The following is a 23,636-nucleotide window of genomic DNA, read 5'->3' as shown; positions in this document are numbered from 1 at the left end:
CCTGAGCCCTGGGACATTTGACGAGACATCAGGGGGGACCATGACACGTCGTCAGAAACGGCTCGGAGCAGGCAGAGCGGCGCTCACGCTGCTCACGGCACTCAGCGCGCTGACCGGTGCGGCCCTGGCGGGGGCGGCCCCGGCCGGCGCCGCGCAGCCGGGCACCCGGATCGCGCCGGGTGTCGTGTACGACGAGTTCGACATCGCGGCGGCGAAGGGCACCGCGCACGCCCATCTGCTCACCGTCGACCTGAGCAATCCGCACGTACGTCTCGATCTGCTGTACCCGGGGACGGTGGCGGCGCGGGCGACCGTCTCGCAGCAGGCCACCGCGCAGGGTGCCGTGGCGGGCGTGAACGGCGACTTCTTCAACATCAGCGAGGCCCAGCACCCGGGCGTGCAGGCGACCGGCGCGAGCGTGGGCCCGGCGATCGCGCGCGGCCGGGCCCTGAAGGCGGCGGTGCCGGACGGTCAGCGTTTCGGACCGGCGCTGCCGCCCGGTACGCGCACCGAGGACGTGCTCGGCGTGGGTGTCGACCGCAGGGCCCGGCTGGACGGCCTGCGCCTCATCGGCTCGATCCGCACACCCGAGGGCCGGCTGCCGCTGCGCGGACTCAACCAGTACGCGCTGCCGGTGGGCTCCATCGGGGCGTTCACCGCCGCGTGGGGCAGCGTCTCCCGGGTGCGCGCCACTTGCGGCACGGACACCGACCGGGCGGCTCCGTGCAGCACCGACACCTACGAGGTGACGGTCCGCCGGGGCCGGGTCGTGTCGATGGCCGACACCCCCGGGAGCGGGCCGATCGCACCGGACACCACCGTCCTCGTGGGCCGGGAGGAGGGCGCGCAGCAGCTGCGGAAGTTCTTCGCGGGCGAGCCGGTGAAGGTACGGCACCGGCTGGTGGCGGCGGCGGCACGGGTCCCGTACCGCTTCGCCCTCGGCGGCTACCCCGTGCTCGACGACGGTCAGCCGCTGCCCGGCCTCGACGACAGGGCCTCGGCCGTGCGCACCGCCGTAGGCATCGCGAACGGCGGCCGACGCCTGCTGCTGCTCGCGCTGGACGGCGCGCGGGAGTACCGCACCGGACTTACCATCGCCGAAGTCGCGTCCGTGATGCGCGAGTTGGGCTCGGTCGACGCGTTCAGCCTGGACGGCGGCGGTTCGTCGACGCTGGTCGCCCGTGAGCCGGGAGCGGCGAACGTCTCCGTACGCAACCATCCGTCCGACGGCGTGGAACGCCCCGTCCCCAACGGCATCGGAGTCTTCTCGACTCCCTGAGGCCACTCCCTGACGGTCACGGTCCGACGGTTACGGTCTGAGGCTGCTGACGATGTCCGCCGTGGCCGTCAGCCCGCTGCTGATGGTGGGCGCCATGCTCGTGCTGGCCAGGTAGAAGCCGAGCAGCAGACACACCAGCGCGTGGGTGATCTTCAGCCCGCCGCTGCGCACGAAGATCACCGCCAGAATGAACAGCAGCAGCACCACAGAGATGGAAATGGCCATCGTCAACCTCCTCCGCCACGCCGCCTTGCCCGGTTCACGGCGTTCGGCCGCAAGTGTGGCGTAGCGGAGGGTTCGTCCGGGCGGCTGAGCTGTACTCCGAACGTGTGGTGTCCCGCGCGGCGTGCCGGGCGGTGCGCCTACGCCGTCCGGTGGGTGTCGAGGAACGCCTCCAGACCGGCGAGGTCATCGGTGTTGAGGAAGTCGACGTCGGCGGCGAGCAGCTCGCTCCACAAGGCGTCCCGGGCGGGACCGGCCACGTCCGGGGTGGCCCAGAAGCGCACCTTCTGCCTCCGGGAGTGCGCCGCCCGGACGATGCCGCGCAGTTTCTGCCGCTCGGCGTCCGGGAAGGCGCCCACACCGAGCCAGGTGAAGTTGAGCGTCCAGTTGTCGCTGATCAGCGGGATGAAGGAGGCGGACGCGGAGCTGCCGAGGTCGGCGAGACGGCCGTCGTAGAAGGCCCGACGGACGGTCTGGGCCTCCATCGGCACCCGGGCGGCACGGTCACCGGAGATCACGGCGGTGACCGGGCCGGGGAACACGCGGCCGTGGGCGTACGTCGTGCAGAGGTGCTTGTAGCGCCGCAGGTGGCGGTCGAGTTCGAGGTACGTCGACGAGCCCTCGGTCTTGATGTCGATGAGCAGTTGGATCGGCTTGCGGTGACCCCGGTAGACGGAGCCGTGGTTGGCCCTGACCCGGGCGGCGAGCGGGTCGAGGTACAGGGACTCCAGCGTGCGGGCGGGGTCGAGGTCCTCGGGATCGTGGGCGACGAGGAGTTGGTCGCCGACCAGGTAGATGTCGGCTTCGAGGCTGCCGAAGCGGTGGTCGAGCGCGTCGAGGAGGGGGCGCGGGTGCTCGTAGTCGTTGTGGGCGTGGGCCCGCCACAAGGGGCGCGGGCCGTGCTTGTGTTCGCCCGCCGACGCACGGGCGGCGGGCAGGGCGACCGTGCCGGCGAGGGCGGCGCCGAGGGTGGTGAGGGCTCTGCGACGGGTGGTGAGGGCCATGCTCTGCCTCCCTGGCAGGGGCGATCGGGGTGTAGGGAACCGCAGCGAGTATGCGGTTGTGAAGCCCCCGAACAGCAGAGCCGGGCACGGAGTTGGCCGGACTGCCGTCCTGCGTTCACCTCGTCCGTCAGGGCGCGCGCAAGGCACACGAAAAAGCCCGCCCCAGGTGGGGCGGGCTTTCCGCGTGGTTCGCTCAGATGTACGTCAGGGAGCCTGGAGGTCGACGAGTTCGGCCAGCGCGGCACGGTGGGCGCCCGCGGTGCCGTAGGCGATCGAGTCGGCCTTGGCCCGCTTCAGATACAGATGGATCGGGTGCTCCCAGGTCATCCCGATACCGCCGTGCAGTTGCAGCGCCTCCTCGGCGGCGTGCACGGCGACCGGCGCCGCGTACGCCTGGGCGACGGCCACCGCCACGTCGACGTCGTCGCCCGTCGCGAGCGCGTCGGCGGCACCCCGGGCGGCCGCGCGCAGGTTGACGACCTCCAGCCAGAGCTGGGCCAGCCGGTGCTTGAGGGCCTGGAAGCCGCCGACGGGACGGTTGAACTGCTTGCGGTCCTTCAGATAGCGAACCGTCTCGGTCAACGTCCAGTCGGCGAGCCCGAGTTGCTCGGAGGCGAGCAGCCCGGCCCCGGCACGCAACCCTCGCCGTACCGCAGGCTCGGCGTCCCCCAGCAGTCGGCCGGCCGCACCCTCCAGAACCACGGTCGCCACCGGCCGGGTCAGGTCCAGGGACGCCTGCGGGGTGACGGTCACGGCGTCGGCGTCCACCGCGTACAGGCCACCGTCGTCCGCGGGCACGAGCAGCACATCGGCGACGGCCGCGTCCGCGATGCCGGTCAACTCGCCGTGCAGGGCACCGCCTTCATGCCGTACGACCTTGTAGGCGCCGCCGGGAGCGACGTTCAGGGCGACGGTGAGGGTGCCGATCCGCCGACCGGACGCCAGCTCGGCGAGCAGGCCCCCTTCGCCCTCGCAGGCGAGCAGAGCCTCGGTCGCGACGACGGCGCTCGTCAGGTACGGCACCGGAGCGACGGCGCGCCCCAACTCCTCCAGCACGACGGCGACTTCGCGGTGCGTGGCGCCCTGACCGCCCTTCTCCTCCGGGACCAGGAGCCCCGCGAGGCCCATGCCGTCGGCGAGCGCCTTCCAGGCCGCCAGGTCGTGCGGGGCGTCGGACTCGGTGCGTGCGATGACGCCGGGCGCGTCGCAGTGGTCGGCGAGCAGGTCCCGTACGGCGGCCCGCAGCGCCTCTTCCTCCTCCGAGTACAGCAGGTCGGGCTGTGTGCTCGTCGTGCTCATCGGGCGAGGTCCTTCCACGCGACGTCCTTGTCGGTGCGCGGCTCGGACGGCAGGCCCAGAACGCGCTCGGCGACGATGTTCAGCAGGACCTCGCTGGTCCCGCCCTCGATGCTGTTGCCCTTGGAACGGAGGTAGCGGTAGCCGGCGTCGCGGCCGGTGAAGTCCACCAGCTCGGGTCGGCGCATGGTCCAGTCGTCGTACAACAGGCCCTCCTCGCCGCGCAGTTCGACCTCCAGGCCGCTGATCTCCTGGTTGAGGCGGGCGAAGGCGAGCTTCATGCCGGCGCCCTCGGGGCCGGGCTGGCCGGCGACGAGTTGCTGGCGCAGCCGCTCACCGGTGAGGCGGGCGACCTCGGCCTCGACCCACAGCTTGAGCAGCCGCTGGTGCAGGTCATGGGTGCGCAGTTCGGGGCGTTCGCGCCAGGTCTTCGCGACCGGGCCGATCATTCCGCCCTCGCGGGGCAGCCGCATGCCGCCGATGGCGACGCGCTCGTTGTTCAGCGTGGTCTGTGCGACCCGCCAGCCGTCGCCGACCTCGCCGAGGCGACACGAGTCCGGGATGCGGACGTCGCTCAGGAACACCTCGTTGAACTCGGCCTCGCCGGTGATCTGACGCAGCGGCCGGACCTCGACGCCGGGGTCGGTCATGTCGCAGAGGAAGTAGGTGATGCCCGCGTGCTTGGGCACGTCCGGGTCGGTGCGGGCGATGAGGATGGCCCAGCGGGAGTTGTGCGCGCCGGACGTCCACACCTTCTGCCCGTTGACGACCCACTCGTCGCCCTCACGGACGGCCCGGGTGCCGAGCGCGGCGAGGTCGGAGCCGGCGCCGGGCTCGCTGAACAGCTGGCACCAGACCTCCTCCCCCACCCACAGCGGCCGCAGATAGCGCTGCTTCTGCTCCTCGGTGCCGTACTTGAGGATCGTCGGGGCGGCCATGCCGAGCCCGATGCCATTGCGGCGCGAGTCGTTGTCGGGGGCGCCGGCAGCCTCCAACTCGGCGTCCACGACGGCCTGGAGGGAGCGCGGGACACCCAGCCCGCCGAGACCCTCCGGGTAGTGCACCCACGCCAGACCCGCGTCGAAGCGGGCGCGGAGGAATTCCAGACGGTCGGTCGTGGCCGGCGGGTGGGCGGCCAGCAACTGGGCCGTACGGCGGCGCAGTTCGGCGGCGTCGATCATGCCGCTCCTCCTTCGGTGAGTCCCGGGATCACAGCGACGCGCCCCGTGGTGACACCGTCGGCGACCCGCTGCACGGCGGCCGCGGCCCCGCCCAGCGGTACGCGTTCGCTCACCAGCGGCTTGATGGCGCCGCGGGCGGCCAGCTCGGTGAGCTGCTCGTGGCAGTGCTGGATCAGCTTGGGGTTCTTGGTGTTGTACAGGCCCCAGTGCAGGCCGAGGATCGAGTAGTTCTTCACCAGGGCGTGGTTGAGCCCAGGGCTGGGAATCGTGCCGCTCGCGAATCCGACGACCACGATCCGCCCCTCGAAGGCGACGACCTTGGTGGACTGGGCGTAGGCCGCACCGCCGACGGGGTCGTAGATGACATCGGCGCCACGACCGCCGGTGGCCTCCTTCACGGCGGCGATGACGTCCTCGCCGCGCCGGTCGATGACGACGTCGCAGCCCAGTTCCCGGGCGACGGCCGCCTTCTCGGCGCCGCCGACGACACCGATGACGGTGGCGCCGGCGGCCTTGCCGAGCTGCACGGCCGCGCTGCCGACCCCTCCTGCGGCAGCGTGGACGAGCAGGGTCTCGCCGGCCTCCAGACCGGCCCGGCGGTGCAGACCGAACCAGCCGGTCTGGTAGCCGATGTGCAGGGCGGCGGCCTCGGCGTCGTCCAGTGCCTCCGGTGCGGGCAGGAGGGCGGCGGTGTCCGCGACGGCGTACTCGGCGAAACCGCCGTACGGCAGCGCGGGGTTGGCGAGGACGCGGCGCCCGTCCTCGGTCTCGCCGCAGATCTCCACGCCCGGCGTGAATGGCAGCGGCGGCTTGACCTGGTACTGCCCCCGGCACAGCAGCGCGTCCGGGAAGTTGATGTTGGCGGCACGCACCTTCAGCAGGACCTGGCCGTCACCGGGCGTGGGCGTCTCGATGTCCTCGAGGCGCATCACCTCGCTCGGCTCGCCGTTCTCGTGCACTTGCCATGCCTGCATGCGGGGCCTCCACGGGGGACTGCTTCGTCTGACCGGGGTCGGTTCGCATACTAAGCGGTCGCTTGCCGATCAGGGAACAGGTGGCCGCGGAACAGTGCGGAACAGTAGCGAGCGTCACGACCGCCGGGGCTTCGCCCGTACGTGCATCCGCTCCCCCTGCGGCCCGAACAGACTCAGGAACTCCGCCGGCCCCTCCCCCGTCGACCCGAACCAGTGCGGCACCCGCGTGTCGAACTCCGCCGCCTCTCCCGCCGTGAGCACCACGTCGTGCTCACCCAGCACGACCCGCAGCCGCCCGGACAGCACGTACAACCACTCGTAGCCCTCATGGGTACGGGGCTCGGGCTCTTCCCTGCGCTCCGGCACCAGCACCTTGAAGGCCTGGAGGCCGCCGGGTTGCCGGGTCAGCGGCCAGTAGGTGCGCCCGTGTCGTTCGAGGGGCTTGGCCCGCACCCGCGGGTCGCCCACCGGGGGCGTCCCGACCAACTCGTCCAGCGGCACCTGGTGCGCCTGCGCGATCGGCAGCAGCAGCTCCAGGCTGGGCTTGCGCAGGCCGGACTCCAGCCGGGACAGGGTGCTCACGGAGATCCCGGTCGTCTCGGACAGCGCCGCGAGGGTCACCTCCCGGTCCTTGCGCAGCCTCCTGAGCCGTGGCCCCACTTCGGCGAGAACGTCGTCAGCACTCATGGCCTTATTGCAGAATCGGCAAAGACGTTTGTCAATCCCGCGCCTCCGGAGCGACCGTCGTGGTGGAGGTGGTCACCATGACCGAGAAGCACACCGAGAAACACACCGGGAAGCACGCTCGGATCCACACCGAGCAGTACGAAGTCGTAGTCGTCGGAGGAGGCGCGGCCGGCCTGTCCGCCGCCCTCGTCCTGGGCCGTGCCCGGCGCCGCACCCTGGTCGTCGACGCCGGCGAGCCACGCAACGCGCCCGCCGCCCATATGCAGGGCTATCTGTCCCGGGACGGCATGCCGCCCGCCGAGTTCCTGGCCGTCGGGCGCGCGGAGATCGCACGGTACGGCGTCGAGCTGGTCCCGGACCGGGTGGTGGACGTCGAGCGCGGCGAGGGCTTCGCGGTCGCGCTGGCCGGCGGCCGGCACGTACACGCCCGCCGGCTCGTCATCGCCACCGGCCTCAAGGACGAGCTGCCGGACGTCCCCGGCGTCGCCGAGCGCTTCGGCAAGGACGTGCTGCACTGCCCGTACTGCCACGGCTGGGAGGTCCGCGACCGGGCCTTCGGCGTGCTGGCGAGCACCCCGATGAGCGTGCACCAGGCGCTCATGGTGTCGCAGTGGTCGAAGGACGTGACGTTCTTCCTGCACGAGGTGGCCGAGGAGGAGTTGTCGGACGACGATCTGCGCAGGCTCGCGGCGGCCGGGGTGAAGGTGGTACCGGGCGAGGTCGCCGGGCTGGTGATCGCGGACGACCGGCTCACCGGCGTACGGCTCGGGGACGGCACGACGCACCCGCGCGAGGTGCTGTTCGTCGCACCCCGCGCGGTCCCGCAGACCGGCCTGCTGGAGAAGCTCGGCGCCGAGCTCCAGGAGACCCCCATGGGCGCGTACCCGGTGGTCGACCCGACCGGGCTCACCTCCGTGCCGGGCGTCTGGGCGGTCGGCAACGCGATGGGCTTCTCGGAGCAGGTCATCAACGCGGCGGCGGGCGGTTACCGGGCGGGTGCCACGATCAACGGGGAGCTACTCCTGGCGGACCTCGACGCAGCACCCTAGGGCGCGGGGCTGTGTCGATATGCGGCTCCGCCGCGTGGGCGCGACCAGCCACGACGCGCCCGCAGACGAAAGACGACCCATCCTCCGGCGTGTAAACCAGCGGAGCGCGTCGCACCATGGGCTGCATGCTGCTGACCCGTCTGGCCCAGGTGTCCCAGGAGGTCGCCGCGACCTCGGCGCGGTCCCGGAAGATCGCTCTGCTGGCGGAGCTCTTCCGGGACGCCGAGGCGGACGACGTGCCGATCGTCATCCCGTATCTGGCGGGACGCCTGCCACAGGGGCGGCTCGGCATCGGCTGGAAGGTGCTGAGCCGCCCCGTCACCCCGGCCGCCGAGCCGACTCTCACCGTGCGCGAGGTGGACGCCCGGCTGACTGAGCTCGGCAAGGTGTCAGGCACCGGCTCGCAGGCCGAACGGGCCCGGCTGGTCGGTGAGTTGATGGGTACGGCCACGGAGGACGAGCAGCGCTTCCTGCTCGGGCTGATCACCGGCGAGGTGCGGCAGGGGGCGCTGGACGCCGTGGCGGTGGAGGGCCTGGCCCAGGCGACCGGGGCACCGCCGGCGGATGTCCGGCGGGCGGTGATGCTCGCCGGGTCGCTCCAGACGGTGGCCGAGGCCCTGCTCTCCGAGGGCCCCGCCGCCCTCGCCCGCTTCCGGCTCACCGTCGGCCGCCCGGTCCTGCCGATGCTGGCGCACACCGCCTCCGCGGTGGCCGAGGCAGTCGACAAGCTCGGCGCCTGCGCGGTCGAGGAGAAGCTGGACGGCATCCGTGTGCAGGTCCACCGCGACGGCGACACGGTACGGATCTACACCCGCACCCTCGACGACATCACCGACCGCCTCCCCGAACTCACCGCGACGGCCCTGGAGTTGAGGGGCGAGCGCTTCATCCTGGACGGCGAGGTCATCGCCTTCGACGACGCGGGCCGCCCCCGCTCCTTCCAGGAGACCGCCGGGCGCGTCGGCTCCCGTGTGGACGTGGCGACGGCGGCGCGGGAGGTCCCCGTCTCGCCCGTCTTCTTCGACGCCCTGTCCGTCGACGACCACGACCTGCTCGACCTGCCGTTCACCGAGCGGCACGCGGAACTGGCCCGGTTGGTCCCGGAACCGATGCGGGTGCGCCGCACGCTGGTGTCCGGCCCCGAGGACCTCGCGCAGGCCGAGGACTTCCTCGCCGAGACCCTGAGCCGCGGCCACGAGGGCGTGGTCGTCAAGGCCCTGAACGCCCCCTACAGCGCGGGCCGGCGCGGCGCCTCCTGGCTGAAGGTCAAGCCCGTCCACACCCTCGACCTGGTGGTGCTGGCCGCCGAATGGGGCCACGGCCGCAGAACCGGCAAGCTCTCCAACCTCCACCTGGGGGCTCGTACGGCGGACGGCGGTTTCGCCATGCTCGGCAAGACCTTCAAGGGCATGACCGACGCGATGCTGACCTGGCAGACCGAGCGGCTCCAGGAACTGGCCGTCGAGCACAAGGGGTGGGGCGTGACCGTACGCCCGGAACTCGTCGTCGAGATCGCCTACGACGGCCTGCAGCGCTCCACCCGCTATCCGGCCGGCGTCACCCTCCGCTTCGCGCGCGTGGTCCGCCACCGCGAGGACAAGCGGCCGGAGGAGGCCGACACGGTCGAGACCCTGCTCGCCGCCCACCCCGAGGTGAAGCCGTGACCGCGGAGGTGAAGCCGTGACGTCGTCCCGCGGGAAGCACAGCGCCGGCCTGCTCCTGTTCCGCCACACCGATGACGGCCTGGAGGTGTTGCTCGGCCATATGGGCGGCCCGTTCTTCGCCAAGCGCGACGCCGGGGCATGGACGGTCCCGAAGGGCGAGTACGACCCCGAAGAGCCCGCCTGGGAGGCGGCCCGCCGCGAGTTCCAGGAGGAGCTGGGGCTGGCGCCGCCCGACGGGGAGGCCGTACCGCTCGGCGAGGTCAGACAGACAGGCGGCAAGGTCGTCACGGTGTGGGCGGTGGAGGCCGACCTCGACCCGGCGACGGTCGTCCCCGGCACGTTCGTGATGGAGTGGCCGCCGCGCTCGGGGCGGACACGGGAGTTCCCGGAGCTGGACCGGGTGGAGTGGCTGACCGTCGGCCGGGCGCGCGAGGTGATCGTCAAGGCCCAGGCCACGTTTCTCGACCGGCTGGCGGAGCACTCGGCCTGAGCGGCCGTACACGCGTTGCGGTACCCACCGCCGCGCGCGAAGGTCGAAGCATCAGCCCGCTCCCAGGAGGTCGGTCATGCCCATCGCAACGGTGAACCCGGCGAACGGCGAGACGCTCAAGACGTACGAGGCCATGAGTGCCGAGGAGATCGAGCGCAGGCTCCAGCTCGCCGAGGCCACGTTCCGCACGTACCGGATGACGAGCTTCGTCGACCGCGGGCGCCTGCTGGTCCAGGCCGCGAACCTCCTGGAAGCCGACCAGCAGGACATCGCCCGGGTGATGACCACCGAGATGGGCAAGCCCATCAAGCAGGCGCGGGCCGAGGTCGCCAAGTGTGCCAAGGCGATGCGCTGGTACGCCGACCACGCCGAGGACCTGCTCGCCGACGAGGAGCCGGCCGAGTCCGACGTCAAGGACTCGGGCGCCTCCCGGGTGCGGGTGCGCTATCGCCCGCTGGGCCCGGTGCTCGCGGTGATGCCGTGGAACTTCCCCCTCTGGCAGGTGATCCGCTTCGCCGCCCCGGCGCTGATGGCGGGCAACGTCGGCCTCCTCAAACACGCCTCGAACGTCCCTCAGACCGCCCTCTACCTGGAGGACCTGTTCCACCGGGCGGGCTACACGGAGGGCTGCTTCCAGACCCTGCTCATCGGCTCCGGACAGGTCGACGACGTCCTGCGCGACGACCGCGTCAAGGCGGCCACACTGACCGGCAGCGAGCCGGCCGGCCGCGCGGTCGCCGCCACCGCCGGGGAGATGATCAAGAAGACGGTGCTGGAACTGGGCGGCAGCGACCCGTACGTCGTCATGCCGTCGGCCGACCTCGACCGGGCCGCGCAGACCGCGGTGACCGCGCGCGTGCAGAACACCGGGCAGTCGTGCATCGCCGCCAAGCGGTTCATCGTGCACAGGGACGTCTACGACGCCTTCGCCGAACGGTTCGTCGAGGGCATGAAGGCGCTGGTGGTCGGCGACCCGATGCGGGAGGAGACGGAGGTCGGCCCGCTGTCGACCGAGAAGGGGCGAGCCGATCTGGCGGAACTCGTCGACGACGCCCGGCGCAGTGGGGCGGCCGTGCTGTGCGGCGGTCACCAGCTCCGCCGGCCCGAACTGCCCGGCTGGTACTACGCGCCCACCGTCCTCGCCGACATCACCCGTGAGATGCGGATCCACCGGGAGGAGGCGTTCGGCCCGGTCGCCACGCTGTACCGGGCGGGCGACCTCGACGAGGCGGTGCTGATCGCCAACGACTCGCCCTTCGGGCTGAGTTCGAACGTGTGGACCCGCGACGAGGCCGAGGTCGACCGGTTCGTACGCGATCTGGAAGCCGGGAGCGTGTACGTCAACGGGATGACGGCATCCCATCCGGCGTTCCCGTTCGGCGGCGTGAAGCGGTCCGGGTACGGGCGTGAGCTGTCCGGGCACGGAATCCGGGAGTTCTGCAACATCACTACCGTTTGGCACGGTGCGTGAACGCCGCGGAGCTACGATCCCGAGTGTGAACCGCGAAGTTACTCTGCCGCTGATCGTCGATGCCCACGGGACCTTGCAGGTGGCTGCCGCCGATGTGAGCAAGCTGCTGCGGACCGTGGGTGGTCGGTGGCTGCACCTTGTCGAGGCCGGGGAGGACGGGCTCGACGAGGACACGGTGGCTGCGCTGACCATCGAGCTGGCGAAGCTCGCGGACCGCATTGACGTGGCGTGCATCGCGCACAGCAGCGGGACCACGCCATAGGGTTTCGGTGCCTTGCCGGGTGCGGACAACCCCTTGGGGGCGCGGGGAACTGCGCGACCAGCCACGAACCAGCCGCAGCCCGCATCGCGCAGCGACCCCTACGGCGCTAGCGAATCGACATCCCCGACAACGTACGGGCGATCACCAGCCGCTGAATCTCACTCGTACCCTCGAAGATCGTGTAGATCGCGGCATCACGGTGCATCCGCTCCACCGGGTACTCCCGCGTGTAGCCGTTGCCACCGAGGATCTGTATCGCCTGAGCCGTGACCTTCTTCGCCGTCTCACTCGCGAACAGCTTCGACATCGACCCCTCGGCCGCCGTGAACGGCTTCCCGTTGATCGCCATCCAGGACGCACGCCACACCAGCAGCCGCGCGGCGTCGATCTGCGTCCGCATCTCGGCCAACTGGAAGGCCACACCCTGGTTGTCGATGATCGGCCGCCCGAACTGCTCACGCGTCATCGCGTAGTCGAGGGCGACTTCGTACGCGGCACGGGCCGTTCCGACGGCCATCGCACCCACCGCCGGCCGCGAGGCCTCGAACGTGGCCATCGCCGCGTTCTTCACCCGCTCACCGCCCGCCTTGGCGCGCTCCCGAGCCCGCGCCAGGCGCTCGTCCAGCTTCTCCTTGCCGCCCAGCAGGCAGGACCCCGGCACCCGCACGTTGTCCAGGATGACCTCGGCGGTGTGCGAGGCACGGATGCCGTGCTTCTTGAACTTCTGGCCCTGGGCCAGCCCCGGCGTGTTCGGCGGGATGATGAAGGACGCGTGCCCCTTGGACCCCAGCTCCGGGTCGACGACCGCGACGACCACGTGGACGTTGGCGATGCCGCCGTTGGTCGCCCACGTCTTCGTGCCGTTGATCACCCACTCGTCCTTGGCCTCGTCGTACACGGCACGCGTCCGCATCGAGGCCACGTCCGACCCGGCGTCGGGCTCGGAGGAGCAGAACGCGGCGAGCTTGACATCGTTGGCGTCGCCGTACATCTGGGGCACCCAGGTGCCGATCTGCTCCTCGGTACCGTTGGCCAGGACGCCGACGGCGGCGAGACCGGTACCGACGATCGACAGGGCGATGCCCGCGTCACCCCAGAAGAGCTCCTCCATCGCCATGGGGATGCCGAGGCCGGTGGAGTCGAAGTACTGCTGGGCGTAGAAGTCGAGCGAGTAGATGCCGACCTTCGCGGCCTCCTGGATGACCGGCCAGGGAGTCTCCTCACGCTCGTCCCATTCGGCGGCCGCGGGGCGGATCACATCGGCGGCGAAGCCGTGCAGCCAGTCCCGGACCTCCTTCTGTTCGTCGTTGAGCTCCATGGTGAACTCGGCCATGTCCCCTCCAGCGGCGTACGTGCATGCTTGATGCTTGTTACTTGCGGTAACACTAGTTTGTTACTCATGAGTAGGGAAAGTCAACCCGATGATGCCCGATCGGCAGCCCGTTCGATGATGGAGGCAGTCTGAGTGTTAGTTTGCGCAGGCGTCACCGATTCAGGGGGAGAGCTCATGGACACCACACAGCGGACCGAACAGCAGCGGTCGGCCGACCGCCGTCGGCGCGAGCTGCTGGAGGCCGCCGACCGGGTGGTGCTGCGCGACGGCCCACAGGCCTCGATGAACGCGATCGCGGCGGAGGCGGGCATTACGAAGCCGATTCTGTATCGGCACTTCGGGGACAAGGGTGGACTTTACGCCGCGTTGGCCAAGCGTCACACGGACGCGCTGCTGGACTCACTGAGGGCGGCGTTGGATGCCCCTGCCGATCGGCGTGAGCGCGTTGAGGCCACGTTGGACACGTACCTCGCCGCCATTGAGGCGCGGCCTCAGGTGTACCGGTTCCTGATGCATCCGGCGGAGGGCGGCCAGCCGGGCGACCCGGGTTTCGACGTCGGCAAGCACAGTGCGCCGTTGCTCCGCAGGATGGGCGAGGAGCTGGCCACCGTCATCGAGGAGCGGTTGGATCTCGGGCCCGGCAGTCAGCAGCTGGCTCGGGTGTGGGGGCATGGGATCGTCGGGATGATGCATGCCGCCGGGGACTGGTGGCTGGGGGAACGGCCTTGTTCGCGTGCGGAGTTGGTGCGCAGTCTGGCCGACCTGTTGTGGGGCCGGCTTGCTGCGGCTGGAGACAAGATGGGCGGTCCGGGGTTCTGACGGTCGCATTCCGGGTGCGGCCGAGTGGGGGCTGGTCGCGCCCACGCGGCGGAGCCGCAGTTGATACAGCCCCGCGCCCCTGAAGTCGGCAAGCTCACCGGTGCCACGACGCTCGGGCCACCTGTCGCATCAAGCGTCTGTGCCGCCAGCCCGTTACGCGGTCCGCGTACACGCTGCCTTCCACGTGGTCGCACTCGTGTTGGAGGCAGCGTGCGAAGAAGCCCGTGCCGTGGATCGTCACCGGCTCTCCCGTGATCGTGAACCCCTCGACCACCGCGTGGTCGTAGCGCTCCGTACCCGCCTCCAGCCCCGGCAGGGACAGGCAGCCCTCCGGGCCGCGGATCACCACGCCGTCGGTCTCCACCAGCCGCGGGTTCACCACGTGCCCCAGGTGTCGTACGTCCTCGTCGTCCGGGCAGTCGTATACGAACACCCGCAGCGACTCCCCCACCTGGTTCGCCGCGAGGCCCACGCCCTGTGCCGCGTACATCGTCGCGAACAAGTCCTCCACCAGCGTCCCCAATTCGGGGCCGAAGTCGGTGACCTCCTCGCAGGGTGCGTGCAGCACCGGGTCGCCGAGCAGGGTGAGGGGACGGACGCGCCCGTGCGCGCCCGGAATGGAGGCGTTTCGCATGGCCGCAAGGGTACGGCGATTCGGGAGTGCGAATGGATCTCGATAGGCTGACCACCACCACGTTGCCGTAGGGCTTCAGGCGCGGCGCGTACGCAAGGAGGATCGAGAACTGATGGCAGGCAACTCGGACCCGCTCACGCCGCGGGCCAAGCTCGCCGTGACCGCGGGCAAGGCGGTCGCGGCGGCATCGCGCGCCGCAGGGCGCGGCAGTGGTTCGGTGATCGGCGGCCGGGTGGCGCTCAAGCTCGACCCCGACCTGCTCGCGCGGCTCGCGCAGAACCTGGACGTGGTCCTGGTGTCGGCGACCAATGGCAAGACCACGACCACCCGGCTCATCGCCGAGGCGCTGCGGGCCGCCGGGCCGGTCGTGTCCAACGCGCTCGGCGCCAACATGCCGGCCGGTATCACCTCGGCGCTCGCGGGCAACTCGGAGGCGCGGTACGGCGTCATCGAGGTCGACGAGAAGTACCTCGCCGGCGTCGCCCGGGACACCGACCCCAAGTGCATCGCGCTGCTCAACCTCTCCCGTGACCAGTTGGACCGCGCCGCCGAGACCCGCATGCTCGCCGAGAACTGGCGCGAGGGGCTGGCGGGTTCGAAGGCCGTGATCGTCGCCAACGCCGACGACCCGCTCGTCGTGTGGGCGGCCTCGTCGTCCCCGAATGTGATTTGGGTCGCCGCCGGGCAGATGTGGAAGGACGACGCCTGGTCCTGCCCGTCCTGCGGTGGCGTCATGCAGCGGCCGGGCGACGACTGGTTCTGCGGGGAGTGCGGGTTCCGGCGGCCTACGCCGAGCTGGGCGCTGTCCGGTGATCACGTCCTCGACCCGCACGGGTCCGCCTGGCCCATTCATCTGCAGCTGCCCGGGCGCGCCAACAAGGCCAACGCCGCGTCGTCGGCCGCCGTGGCCGCCGTGTTCGGGGTGCCGCCGCAGGTCGCCCTGGAGCGGATGTACCAGGTGCAGGCCGTGGCGGGGCGTTATGACGTCGTGCAGTTCCAGGAGCGGGATCTGCGGCTGCTGCTCGCCAAGAACCCGGCGGGCTGGCTCGAGACCTTCTCCCTCATCGACCCGCCGCCGACCCCGGTGATCCTCTCGGTGAACGCGCGCGGCGCCGACGGCACCGACACCTCCTGGCTGTGGGACGTCGACTACACGCGGCTGACCGGGCACCCGATCTGTGTCATCGGCGACCGCAAGCTCGACCTCGCGGTGCGTCTGGAGGTCGCGAACCAGCAGTTCCAGGTCTGCGACAACCTCGACCAGGCCGTGCAGATGAGCCCGCACGGCCGGATCGAGGTCATCGCCAACTACACCGCGTTCCAGGACCTGCGCCGCCGCGTCGGCAACTGAGCACGAGACTTCAGGGGACTTAAGTGAGCGACAACCAACTGCGGGTCGTCTGGATCTACCCGGACCTGCTCAGCACCTACGGCGACCAGGGCAACGTCCTCGTCGTGGAGCGCCGGGCGCGGCAGCGCGGCCTCGACGTGGCCCGCCTCGACGTGCGCAGCGACCAGCCGATCCCGACCTCCGGCGACATCTACCTGATCGGCGGTGGCGAGGACCGTCCGCAGCGGCTGGCGGCCGAGCGACTGCGCCGGGACGGCGGTCTGCAGCGGGCCGTCGAGAACGGCGCCATCGTGTTCTCCGTCTGCGCCGGCTACCAGATCCTCGGGCACGAGTTCATCAACGACCTCGGTCAGCGTGAGCCCGGCCTCGGACTGATCGACGTGGTGTCGGTGCGGGGTGAGGGCGAACGGTGCGTCGGTGACGTGCTCGCCGACATCGACCCGCGGCTCGGTCTGCCCCCGCTGACCGGCTTCGAGAACCACCAGGGCGTCACCCACCTCGGCCCCACCGCCCGCGCCTTCGCCCAGGTCCGCCTCGGCAAGGGCAACGGAACCGGTGACGGCACGGAGGGGGCGTACAACGACACCGTCTTCGGTACGTACATGCACGGTCCGGTGCTGGCGCGGAATCCGCTGATCGCCGATCTGCTGCTGAAGCTGGCGCTCGATGTGAACGCGCTGCCGCCGACCGACGACCGCTGGTACGAGGCGCTGCGGGGCGAGCGCATCGCGGCCGCGCAGCAGCCGGCGTGACCTGCCGTCCAGCCCGCGGAGAGCAGCCCGTCTGACGGCCCGTCCGCACAGGTGAGCGGGGCCGTCCAGCAGGCGGACGCGTGCTTCGGCCCCGCCCCCTGATGCCGCTAGGGTGGCGGGGATTCGAGCCGGACAGCGTGGTCCGGTCCCGGCCCACGTGGAGAAGGTTTTTCGGGCTATGCGCATTGGTGTCCTCACGTCCGGCGGCGACTGCCCCGGCCTGAACGCCGTCATCCGGTCCGTCGTGCACCGCGCCGTCGTGGACCACGGCGACGAGGTCATCGGCTTCCGGGACGGCTGGAAGGGCCTCCTGGAGTGCGACTACCTCAAGCTCGACCTCGACGCGGTGGGTGGCATCCTCGCCCGCGGCGGCACGATCCTCGGTTCCTCCCGGGTCCAGCCCTCGCATCTGCGGGACGGTGTGGAGCGGGCCAAGGGCCATGTCCAGGAGCTCGGCCTCGACGCGATCATCCCGATCGGCGGCGAGGGCACGCTGAAGGCGGCCCGGCTGATGTCGGACAGCGGTCTGCCCGTGGTGGGTGTACCGAAGACCATCGACAACGACATCGCGGTCACGGACGTCACCTTCGGTTTCGACACGGCCGTCGGTGTGGCCACCGAGGCCCTGGACCGGCTCAAGACCACCGCCGAGTCCCACCAGCGGGTGCTGGTCGTAGAGGTCATGGGGCGGCACACCGGCTGGATCGCGCTGCACTCCGGCATGGCGGCCGGCGCGCACGCCATCGTCGTACCGGAACGCCCCTTCGACATCGAGGAGTTGGCGAAGCGGGTCGGCGAGCGGTTCGAGGCGGGCAAGCGCTTCGCGATCGTCGTGGCCGCCGAGGGGGCCAAGCCGCGGCCCGGCTCCATGGAGTTCGACGAGGGCGGCAAGGACATCTACGGGCATGAGCGGTTCGCCGGGATCGCCCGTCAGCTGTCGATCGAGCTGGAGGAACGGCTCGGCAAGGAGGCCCGTCCGGTGATCCTCGGGCATGTGCAGCGTGGCGGCACGCCCACCGCGTACGACCGGGTGCTGGCGACCCGGTTCGGGTGGCATGCGGTGGAGGCCGTGCACCGGGGCGAGTTCGGTCACATGACCGCGCTGCGGGGGACGGACATCGTGATGGTGCCGCTGGCGGAGGCCGTGGAGACGTTGAAGACGGTTCCCGTGGAGCGGTACGAAGAGGCCGAGTGCGTCCTCTAGATCACGCCGTACGGAACCGAGTCGTACAGGACTGAAGAGCCTGCCCCCGGCCGCAGCTGCGGCCGGGGGCAGTTCTAGTCTGTGTGCGGACAGACTTGCACAACCCCCACGAATCAGGAGCCGCCGGAATGGATCACAGCGGGCACGGCATGATGATGGATCTGCCGCCGTTCACGCTGGGGCGGGGTCTTCAGTGGTCGGCCGACCCGTTCTTCCTCGTCGCCTGCCTGGTGGGGCTCGCGCTGTATGCGTGGGGGGTCGTGCGGCTGCGGCGGCGTGGCGACTCGTGGTCCGTCGGGCGGACCGTCTCGTATGTCGCCGGGGTGCTGTCCGTGATGCTTGTCATGTGCACCGGGCTGAACGACTACGGCATGGTCATGTTCAGCGTGCACATGGTGCAGCACATGGTGATCAGCATGCTGTCGCCGATCCTGATCCTGCTCGGCGCCCCGATCACGCTCGCACTGCGGGCGCTGCCGCCGGCGGCGCGGGGGCGCAAGGGGCTGCGGGAATTGTTGCTGGCCCTTCTGCACAGCCGGTACATGCGGATCATCACGCATCCGGCGTTCACGATTCCGCTGTTCATCGCCAGCCTCTACGCGCTGTACTTCACCCCGCTCTTCGATTTCCTGATGGGCTCCAAGACGGGGCACATCGCGATGATGGTGCACTTCCTCGCCGTGGGTGTGGTGTTCTTCTGGCCGATCATCGGCGTGGACCCCGGCCCGCATCGGCCGGGGTATCTGATGCGGATGCTGGAGCTGTTCGCGGGGATGCCGTTCCACGCGTTCTTCGGTATCGCGTTGATGATGGCGTCGGAGCCGATGGTCGAGACGTTCAAGAACCCGCCCGCCTCGCTCGGCATCGAAGCGCTCTCCGACCAGAACGCGGCCGGTGGCATCGCCTGGGCGTTCAGTGAGATTCCGTCCGTGCTGGTGCTGATCGCGCTGCTGTTCCAGTGGTACGGCTCGGAGCAGCGGCAGGCCAAGCGCAAGGACCGGGCCGCCGACCGGGACGGCGACAAGGAACTCGAGGCGTACAACGCCTATTTGGCCTCATTGAACGCACGCGGAAACTGAGGAATCCGAAAGGCGTCGCCTTTCAGTAGCATGATGCGCGTCGGGGGAACCGCCGGGGGGAGCGGTAATGGCGCTTCGCGTTTTCGTGCACAGGGCCGGGAAATCGGCGATTCGGAAGATCACCGTCCTGTCAGTGTTCGTTCTGGTGCTCAGTCTGATGCTCAGTGGGTGCGATCGGGACGCACCGTTGGCAGCGGTGAGGGCGGTGGCCTCGGGCGTTCCGTCGCTCGCGCCGTTCTTCGACGAAAGCCAGGGGCTGGGGCGGGACCAGCAGGTCAGGGCCCGGACGGCGCACGGCGGTCTGCAGCAGGGCGACACTCCTGGTCTGTACGGGGGGTCGAAACAGCCGACGATCTGTGACGTCGTGCGGCTCAAGGAGTTCCTCACCGATCCCGCCAACGCGCGGAAGGCGCAGACGTGGGCAGCGGTGCTCTCGATCACCACGAACGAGATTCCGGATTATCTCGATCGCCTCACGCCCGTACTCCTGCGTCACGACACTCTCGTGAAGAACCACGACTACAAAAAGGGCCAAGCCGCCCCCTTCAACGCACTGCTTCAGACGGGAATCGCGATTCTCGTCGATGCCGAAGGGCTTCCCGCCGTGAAGTGTTCGTGCGGAAATCCGCTGCGGCCCTTCGAGGGTGACACGACCCGGATAAAGGTCGAATTCGACGACCGTAACGAGGAGTGGAAGGGGTACGAAAAGGCGTCCGTGGTGGCCGTGCGGCCGGCCGAGCGGGAAGTGGAGCGGCTCGCTCTCGTCGACGTCCATGAACCGGACCGGGGCATCAACCGTCCCGTCGGCACCACGGGCGAGGACGACACCGCCTTCGACACGCGCGAGCGGCGCTCGGTGCCCGACCTCGCCGGGAGGACCTTCGGGCAGGCCAGTCGGCAACTGGCCGGCAAGGGGCTCGCGGTCGCCTACGACGGCGGGGGGCTGCCGCCGGACGATGCCCGGGTCACGGCGTCGGATCCACCGGCCGGGACCGAGCTGCGGTTCGGGGAGTACGTGATGTTGAGCGTGGCCGGGGGCAGCGCTTCCGGTGGCTCGTCCGGTGGAGCGTCCACTCCCCCGGGCTCGGGGACGACGCCGCCGACGAAGGATCCGTCGACCTCGACGCCGGCCCCGTCCACGTCCTCGCCCTCCACGACCTCGCCGTCCACCTCGACGCCGCCGCCCTCGTCCGACCCTCCGCCCTCGTCCTCCCCTCCGCCCTCCTCGAACCCACCGCCCACCTCCACCCCGCCGCTGTCGACCAAGGACCCCGCGTCCAGCTCACCGCCCCCGCCCGAGACGCCCGTGACCAGCTCACCGCCCCAGACCACGATCTCGCCCCCGACCAGCGCCCCGGTCACCAGCAGCGCCCCGCCGCCCGAGACGAGCGTGCCCGCCACGAGCGATCCGGCGACCGGCGCCCCGTCCACCGGCGAGCCCGCTTCGCCCACGAACGCATAGCAACCGCACGCCACCACACAGCGCCCCGCAGATCGCAGAACCCGGGAGTCACCGGATGCCTTCAGGATCATCGACGTCGGGAGTGGGCCGGGTCATCGCCGGCCGTTATCTGCTGCTGAACCGGCTGGGCAGCGGCGGGATGGGCCATGTCTGGCTCGCCCACGACCAGAGACTCGCCTGCGAGGTCGCGCTCAAGGAGATCGTGTTCCGGGACCCGGCCGAGGCCGACGAGCGCGAGGCCCGGGTGGCCCGGGCCCGTGCCGAGGCCCGGCACGCGGCGGGGCTGCGCGGGCATCCGCATGTGGTGACCGTGCACGACGTGCTGGAGCACGAGGGGCTGCCGTGGATCGTCATGGAGTACGTGGCCGGCGCCGTCAACCTGCGCGACCTCATCGACCGGCACGGCCCGCTCGCGCCCGCGGAGTGCGCCCGCGTCGGGCTCGCCGTACTCGACGCGCTGACCGCGGGACATGAGCGGGGCGTGATGCACCGGGATGTGAAACCGGCGAACATCCTGCTGGCACCGGATCGCACCGGGGCGCCGTACGGCCGGGTGCTGCTCACCGACTACGGCATCTCCGTGCAGCCGGACACCGGGGAGACGCGGTACACGCTGGCGTCGGTGCTCGTGGGTACGTCGGGCTATCTGGCGCCGGAGCGGGTCACGGGCGGGGCGCCCACGCCGGCCGCCGATCTGTTCTCGCTGGGCTGCACGCTGTACTACGGCGCCGAGGGCCGGGCTCCCTTCGACCGCGAGTCGCATCTGGCGGAGATCACGGCAGTGGTCATGGAGGAGCCCCGGCCGGCGGCGCGGGCCGGCGCCCTGGGCCCCGTTCTCGTGGCGCTGCTGGAGAAGGATCCGGAACGGCGGATGTCCGCGGCTCAGGCCGAGGAGGCGCTGTCGCGGATCGTCACGCCGGAGGTCGACGCGTACGCGCGGACCCAGACCGACCTCGGTTCGCAGCCGCACTGGGGTGGCGCGACGCCGGGGCCCGCGTCGGATCGGCCCGGCGGCGGACAGGGTCTGCGTCCCCCCTCCGGGCACCCCGAGGGACCGCATGGCCCGGCCGCCGTGGCCGGGCAGCCCGGCGAGCCGCAGGGCCTCGGCTCCCTGACCCATCAGCCCGGCGAGCCGCAGGGCTTCGTCGCCAGGCCCGGTGCACGGCGTCGTACCCGCCCCCGCGTCCGCCACGCTGTCCTCGCCGGACTCCTCGGACTGGCGCTCGCGGGGGCCGGTGTCTGGTACGCCATGGCGCAGGAGTCCGGGACCGGCGGGGCGGAGCGGCCGTACGGCGCCGCCGTCGGGCTCGGCGATCCGCTGACCGGCGGTGACTGCGTGCTCGCCGACTGGCCCGGCACGGCCCCCTTTCAGGGCACGCCCCGGCTGAGTCTGGATCCCAGCTGCGGGGCGAAGGCACCGGACGGGCAGGTGATGGCGTTCGTGGCGGCCGCGTCCGCCGCCGAGGCGCGCGAGGAGGGGCCGGCGGCGTGCGAGGAGCGGACGGCGGAGATCCGCGGGCGGCTCGCGGACGTCCGCAGCTTCGCCGTCGTACCGACTCAGGCGGGGTTCGAGGCGGCCGGGCGGCGCACCGCCTGTCTGGTGCTGGGCGCGCACGGGCCGGTGTTCGGGCCGCTGGGCGAGCACCGGAAGGCGGGGTCGGCCTTCGCCGACACGGCGACCATGCAGCGGCGGGACTGTCTGGATGTCCGGTCCCACCGGGACGCCCGCCTCGTTTCCTGCGAGGGCCCGCACGACGAGCGGGTGCTCGGATTCACCCGACTGGGCGCCGACGTCACGCTGACCGAGGCGCGCACCGAGTCGGACACGGCGTGCGCCCGGGAGGTGCCGCCGCGCGAGTACGGCTTCGACCCTTCCATGTACACGGCGGGCTCCTGGACCAGCGAGGGGTCCTGGAAGAACGGCACTCATTTCGTCGTGTGCACCGTCCGGAGGCAGAACGGGGGCACCATGGAGGGGGACGAACCATGAGGAGGGTGTCGCGATGCCCGGTTCTAGCGGTTCCAGCGGTTCTACGGATGGTTCTACGAAAGCGATGGGGGTGCTCACCGTCGGCGGACTCGTCGTGGTGACGGCCTACACGGTGGCGCTCGGGAGCAATGGCTGGCTGTGGTTCGGGTGGGTGGTACTGGGGCTGATCACGCTGGGGATGGTCGCCAGCCGCAGCACCTGAGTCTCACTCCCGGGTGAGCCGTCCTGCGGAGTGCACGCCCGGCTGGTACTTCGGCAGCCGGGTGGTGATCTTCATGCCCGCTCCCAGGGCGGTCTCGATGACGAGGCCGTAGTCGTCGCCGTACACCTGCCGGAGCCGGTCGTCGACGTTGGACAGCCCGATGCCACCCGACGGGCTGACCTCGCCGGCGAGGATGCGGCGCAGCAGGGCGGGGTCCATTCCGGCGCCGTCGTCCTCGATCACGACGAGGGCTTCGGCGCCGGCGTCCTGCGCGGTGATCTGGATGCGGCACTTGTGGGCCTTGCCCTCCAGGCCGTGCTTGACGGCGTTCTCGACGAGCGGCTGGAGGCAGAGGAAGGGCAGGGCCACCGGCAGCACCTCCGGGGCGATCTGGAGGGTGACCGACAGGCGGTCGCCGAAGCGCGCCCGGACCAGCGCCAAGTAGTGGTCGATGGCGTGGAGTTCGTCGGCGAGGGTGGTGAAGTCGCCGTGCCTGCGGAAGGAGTAGCGGGTGAAGTCGGCGAACTCCAGGAGCAGTTCGCGGGCGCGCTCGGGGTCGGTGCGGACGAAGCTGGCGATCACCGCGAGCGAGTTGAAGATGAAGTGCGGGGAGATCTGCGCGCGCAGCGCCTTGATCTCGGCCTCGATCAGACGGGTGCGGGACTGGTCGAGGTCGGCCAGTTCCAGCTGGACGGAGACCCAGCGGGCCACCTCGCCGGCCGCCCGCACCAGCACCGCCGACTCACGGGGCGCGCAGGCGACGAGCGCGCCGTGGACCCGGTCGTCGACGGTGAGCGGGGCGACGACCGCCCAGCGCACCGGGCAGTCGGGGGTGTCGCAGGTGAGCGGAAAGGCCTCGCCGCGGCCCGACTCCAGGGGGCCGGCGAGGAGTTCCATGATCTGCGTACGGTGATGTCCGCCCGCCCCGTCCCAGACCAGCACGTCCTTCTGGTCGGTCAGGCACAGCGCGTCCGTGCCGAGCAGTGAGCGGAGCCTGCGGGCCGACTTGCGAGCGGTCTCCTCGGTGAGGCCGGCCCGCAGCGGGGGTGCGGCGAGGGAGGCGGTGTGCAGGGTCTCGAAGGTGGCGTGTTCGACGGGGGTGCCGAGGTCGCCGAGGTTCTCGGGGCGGGTGGTGCGCCGGCCGAGCCAGAAGCCGGCGGCGAGCAGCGGCAGGATCGCCACGCACAGGCCCGCGATGAATCCGCTCATGCCGCAACCGCCTCGCGTCGTC

The 23,636-nt window shown here is 71.0% G+C and carries 23 protein-coding genes; 14 read left to right on the top strand and 9 right to left on the bottom strand.

Annotated elements, in window-relative coordinates; translation table 11 throughout:
• The first annotated feature begins 40 nt into the window (after positions 1–40).
• Positions 41–1,279, top strand: a complete 1,239-nt coding sequence (locus ACTMVF_RS32485) for a phosphodiester glycosidase family protein (RefSeq protein WP_441274656.1) — start codon at positions 41–43, stop codon at positions 1,277–1,279.
• A 30-nt stretch (positions 1,280–1,309) separates the two neighbouring features.
• Here the strand turns inward: ACTMVF_RS32485 and ACTMVF_RS32480 are convergent, their stop codons facing one another.
• The 6 genes from ACTMVF_RS32480 to ACTMVF_RS32455 form a co-directional block, all read right to left on the bottom strand.
• Positions 1,310–1,504, bottom strand: a complete 195-nt coding sequence (locus ACTMVF_RS32480) for a hypothetical protein (protein WP_062697827.1) — start codon at positions 1,502–1,504, stop codon at positions 1,310–1,312.
• A gap of 137 nt (positions 1,505–1,641) precedes the next feature.
• Positions 1,642–2,505, bottom strand: a complete 864-nt coding sequence (locus ACTMVF_RS32475) for a phosphatidylinositol-specific phospholipase C/glycerophosphodiester phosphodiesterase family protein (RefSeq protein WP_441274655.1) — start codon at positions 2,503–2,505, stop codon at positions 1,642–1,644.
• Positions 2,506–2,709: 204 nt separating this feature from the next.
• Positions 2,710–3,804, bottom strand: coding sequence for an acyl-CoA dehydrogenase family protein (locus ACTMVF_RS32470; RefSeq protein ID WP_441274654.1), 1,095 nt, complete (start codon positions 3,802–3,804; stop codon positions 2,710–2,712).
• Complete coding sequence (locus ACTMVF_RS32465; RefSeq protein WP_441274653.1) at positions 3,801–4,982, bottom strand: acyl-CoA dehydrogenase family protein; 1,182 nt, start codon at positions 4,980–4,982, stop codon at positions 3,801–3,803. The genes ACTMVF_RS32470 and ACTMVF_RS32465 overlap by 4 nt, the downstream gene beginning before the upstream one ends.
• A complete protein-coding gene (locus ACTMVF_RS32460) occupies positions 4,979–5,956 on the bottom strand; it encodes an NADPH:quinone oxidoreductase family protein (protein WP_441274652.1) in 978 nt (325 codons plus the stop codon). Before ACTMVF_RS32460 ends, ACTMVF_RS32465 begins: the two co-directional genes overlap by 4 nt.
• Positions 5,957–6,070: 114 nt before the next feature.
• Positions 6,071–6,643, bottom strand: coding sequence for a helix-turn-helix domain-containing protein (locus ACTMVF_RS32455; RefSeq protein WP_441274651.1), 573 nt, complete (start codon positions 6,641–6,643; stop codon positions 6,071–6,073).
• Between the two features lie 77 nt (positions 6,644–6,720).
• On the opposite strand from ACTMVF_RS32455, the gene ACTMVF_RS32450 reads away from it, so the two are divergent.
• From ACTMVF_RS32450 to ACTMVF_RS32430, 5 genes are all read left to right on the top strand, one after another.
• A complete protein-coding gene (locus tag ACTMVF_RS32450; protein ID WP_441274650.1) occupies positions 6,721–7,692 on the top strand; it encodes an NAD(P)/FAD-dependent oxidoreductase in 972 nt (323 codons plus the stop codon).
• A gap of 125 nt (positions 7,693–7,817) precedes the next feature.
• A complete protein-coding gene (locus ACTMVF_RS32445; protein ID WP_441274649.1) occupies positions 7,818–9,356 on the top strand; it encodes an ATP-dependent DNA ligase in 1,539 nt (512 codons plus the stop codon).
• 16 nt (positions 9,357–9,372) lie between these two features.
• Positions 9,373–9,846, top strand: a complete 474-nt coding sequence (locus ACTMVF_RS32440; RefSeq protein WP_441274648.1) for an NUDIX domain-containing protein — start codon at positions 9,373–9,375, stop codon at positions 9,844–9,846.
• Between the two features lie 76 nt (positions 9,847–9,922).
• Positions 9,923–11,317, top strand: a complete 1,395-nt coding sequence (locus tag ACTMVF_RS32435) for an NADP-dependent succinic semialdehyde dehydrogenase (protein ID WP_441274647.1) — start codon at positions 9,923–9,925, stop codon at positions 11,315–11,317.
• A gap of 25 nt (positions 11,318–11,342) precedes the next feature.
• Positions 11,343–11,579, top strand: coding sequence for a DUF6213 family protein (locus ACTMVF_RS32430; RefSeq protein ID WP_062697809.1), 237 nt, complete (start codon positions 11,343–11,345; stop codon positions 11,577–11,579).
• 106 nt (positions 11,580–11,685) lie between these two features.
• Here ACTMVF_RS32430 and ACTMVF_RS32425 read toward each other — a convergent pair whose 3' ends face one another.
• On the bottom strand, positions 11,686–12,912 hold the full coding sequence (locus tag ACTMVF_RS32425; RefSeq protein WP_441274646.1) for an acyl-CoA dehydrogenase family protein: 1,227 nt from the start codon (positions 12,910–12,912) through the stop codon (positions 11,686–11,688).
• A gap of 174 nt (positions 12,913–13,086) precedes the next feature.
• Between ACTMVF_RS32425 and ACTMVF_RS32420 the strand changes: the two genes are divergently transcribed.
• The gene (locus ACTMVF_RS32420) at positions 13,087–13,731 is read left to right on the top strand and encodes a TetR family transcriptional regulator (RefSeq protein ID WP_302002618.1); all 645 of its coding nucleotides are present in this window, start codon (positions 13,087–13,089) and stop codon (positions 13,729–13,731) included.
• Between the two features lie 94 nt (positions 13,732–13,825).
• Here ACTMVF_RS32420 and def read toward each other — a convergent pair whose 3' ends face one another.
• Positions 13,826–14,365: a peptide deformylase gene (gene def / locus ACTMVF_RS32415; RefSeq protein ID WP_441274645.1), complete on the bottom strand. Its 540-nt coding sequence runs from the start codon at positions 14,363–14,365 to the stop codon at positions 13,826–13,828.
• Between the two features lie 112 nt (positions 14,366–14,477).
• Between def and ACTMVF_RS32410 the strand changes: the two genes are divergently transcribed.
• The 7 genes from ACTMVF_RS32410 to ACTMVF_RS32380 all read left to right on the top strand — a co-directional run bounded on the left by ACTMVF_RS32410 (position 14,478) and on the right by ACTMVF_RS32380 (position 22,405).
• The gene (locus tag ACTMVF_RS32410; RefSeq protein ID WP_441274644.1) at positions 14,478–15,716 is read left to right on the top strand and encodes a MurT ligase domain-containing protein; all 1,239 of its coding nucleotides are present in this window, start codon (positions 14,478–14,480) and stop codon (positions 15,714–15,716) included.
• A gap of 23 nt (positions 15,717–15,739) precedes the next feature.
• Complete coding sequence (locus tag ACTMVF_RS32405) at positions 15,740–16,468, top strand: type 1 glutamine amidotransferase (protein WP_441274643.1); 729 nt, start codon at positions 15,740–15,742, stop codon at positions 16,466–16,468.
• A 178-nt stretch (positions 16,469–16,646) separates the two neighbouring features.
• Positions 16,647–17,672: a 6-phosphofructokinase gene (locus tag ACTMVF_RS32400; protein WP_441274642.1), complete on the top strand. Its 1,026-nt coding sequence runs from the start codon at positions 16,647–16,649 to the stop codon at positions 17,670–17,672.
• Between the two features lie 128 nt (positions 17,673–17,800).
• Complete coding sequence (locus tag ACTMVF_RS32395) at positions 17,801–18,751, top strand: cytochrome c oxidase assembly protein (protein WP_441274641.1); 951 nt, start codon at positions 17,801–17,803, stop codon at positions 18,749–18,751.
• Positions 18,752–18,947: 196 nt separating this feature from the next.
• Entirely contained in the window at positions 18,948–20,213 is a 1,266-nt protein-coding gene (locus ACTMVF_RS32390; RefSeq protein WP_441274640.1) for a DUF6777 domain-containing protein, read from the top strand.
• 55 nt (positions 20,214–20,268) lie between these two features.
• Positions 20,269–22,203: a protein kinase domain-containing protein gene (locus ACTMVF_RS32385; protein WP_441274639.1), complete on the top strand. Its 1,935-nt coding sequence runs from the start codon at positions 20,269–20,271 to the stop codon at positions 22,201–22,203.
• 13 nt (positions 22,204–22,216) lie between these two features.
• On the top strand, positions 22,217–22,405 hold the full coding sequence (locus ACTMVF_RS32380) for a hypothetical protein (protein WP_128430451.1): 189 nt from the start codon (positions 22,217–22,219) through the stop codon (positions 22,403–22,405).
• Between the two features lie 3 nt (positions 22,406–22,408).
• Here ACTMVF_RS32380 and ACTMVF_RS32375 read toward each other — a convergent pair whose 3' ends face one another.
• Positions 22,409–23,614, bottom strand: coding sequence for a sensor histidine kinase (locus ACTMVF_RS32375; RefSeq protein WP_441274638.1), 1,206 nt, complete (start codon positions 23,612–23,614; stop codon positions 22,409–22,411).
• Positions 23,615–23,636: the final 22 nt, after the last annotated feature.

This window comes from Streptomyces sp. SD31 (genome assembly GCF_052068475.1).
In the GTDB taxonomy this organism is placed as follows: Bacteria; Actinomycetota; Actinomycetes; order Streptomycetales; family Streptomycetaceae; genus Streptomyces.
Note: the sequence above shows the minus strand (reverse complement) of the source record. Positions and strands in the feature narration are given on the sequence as shown.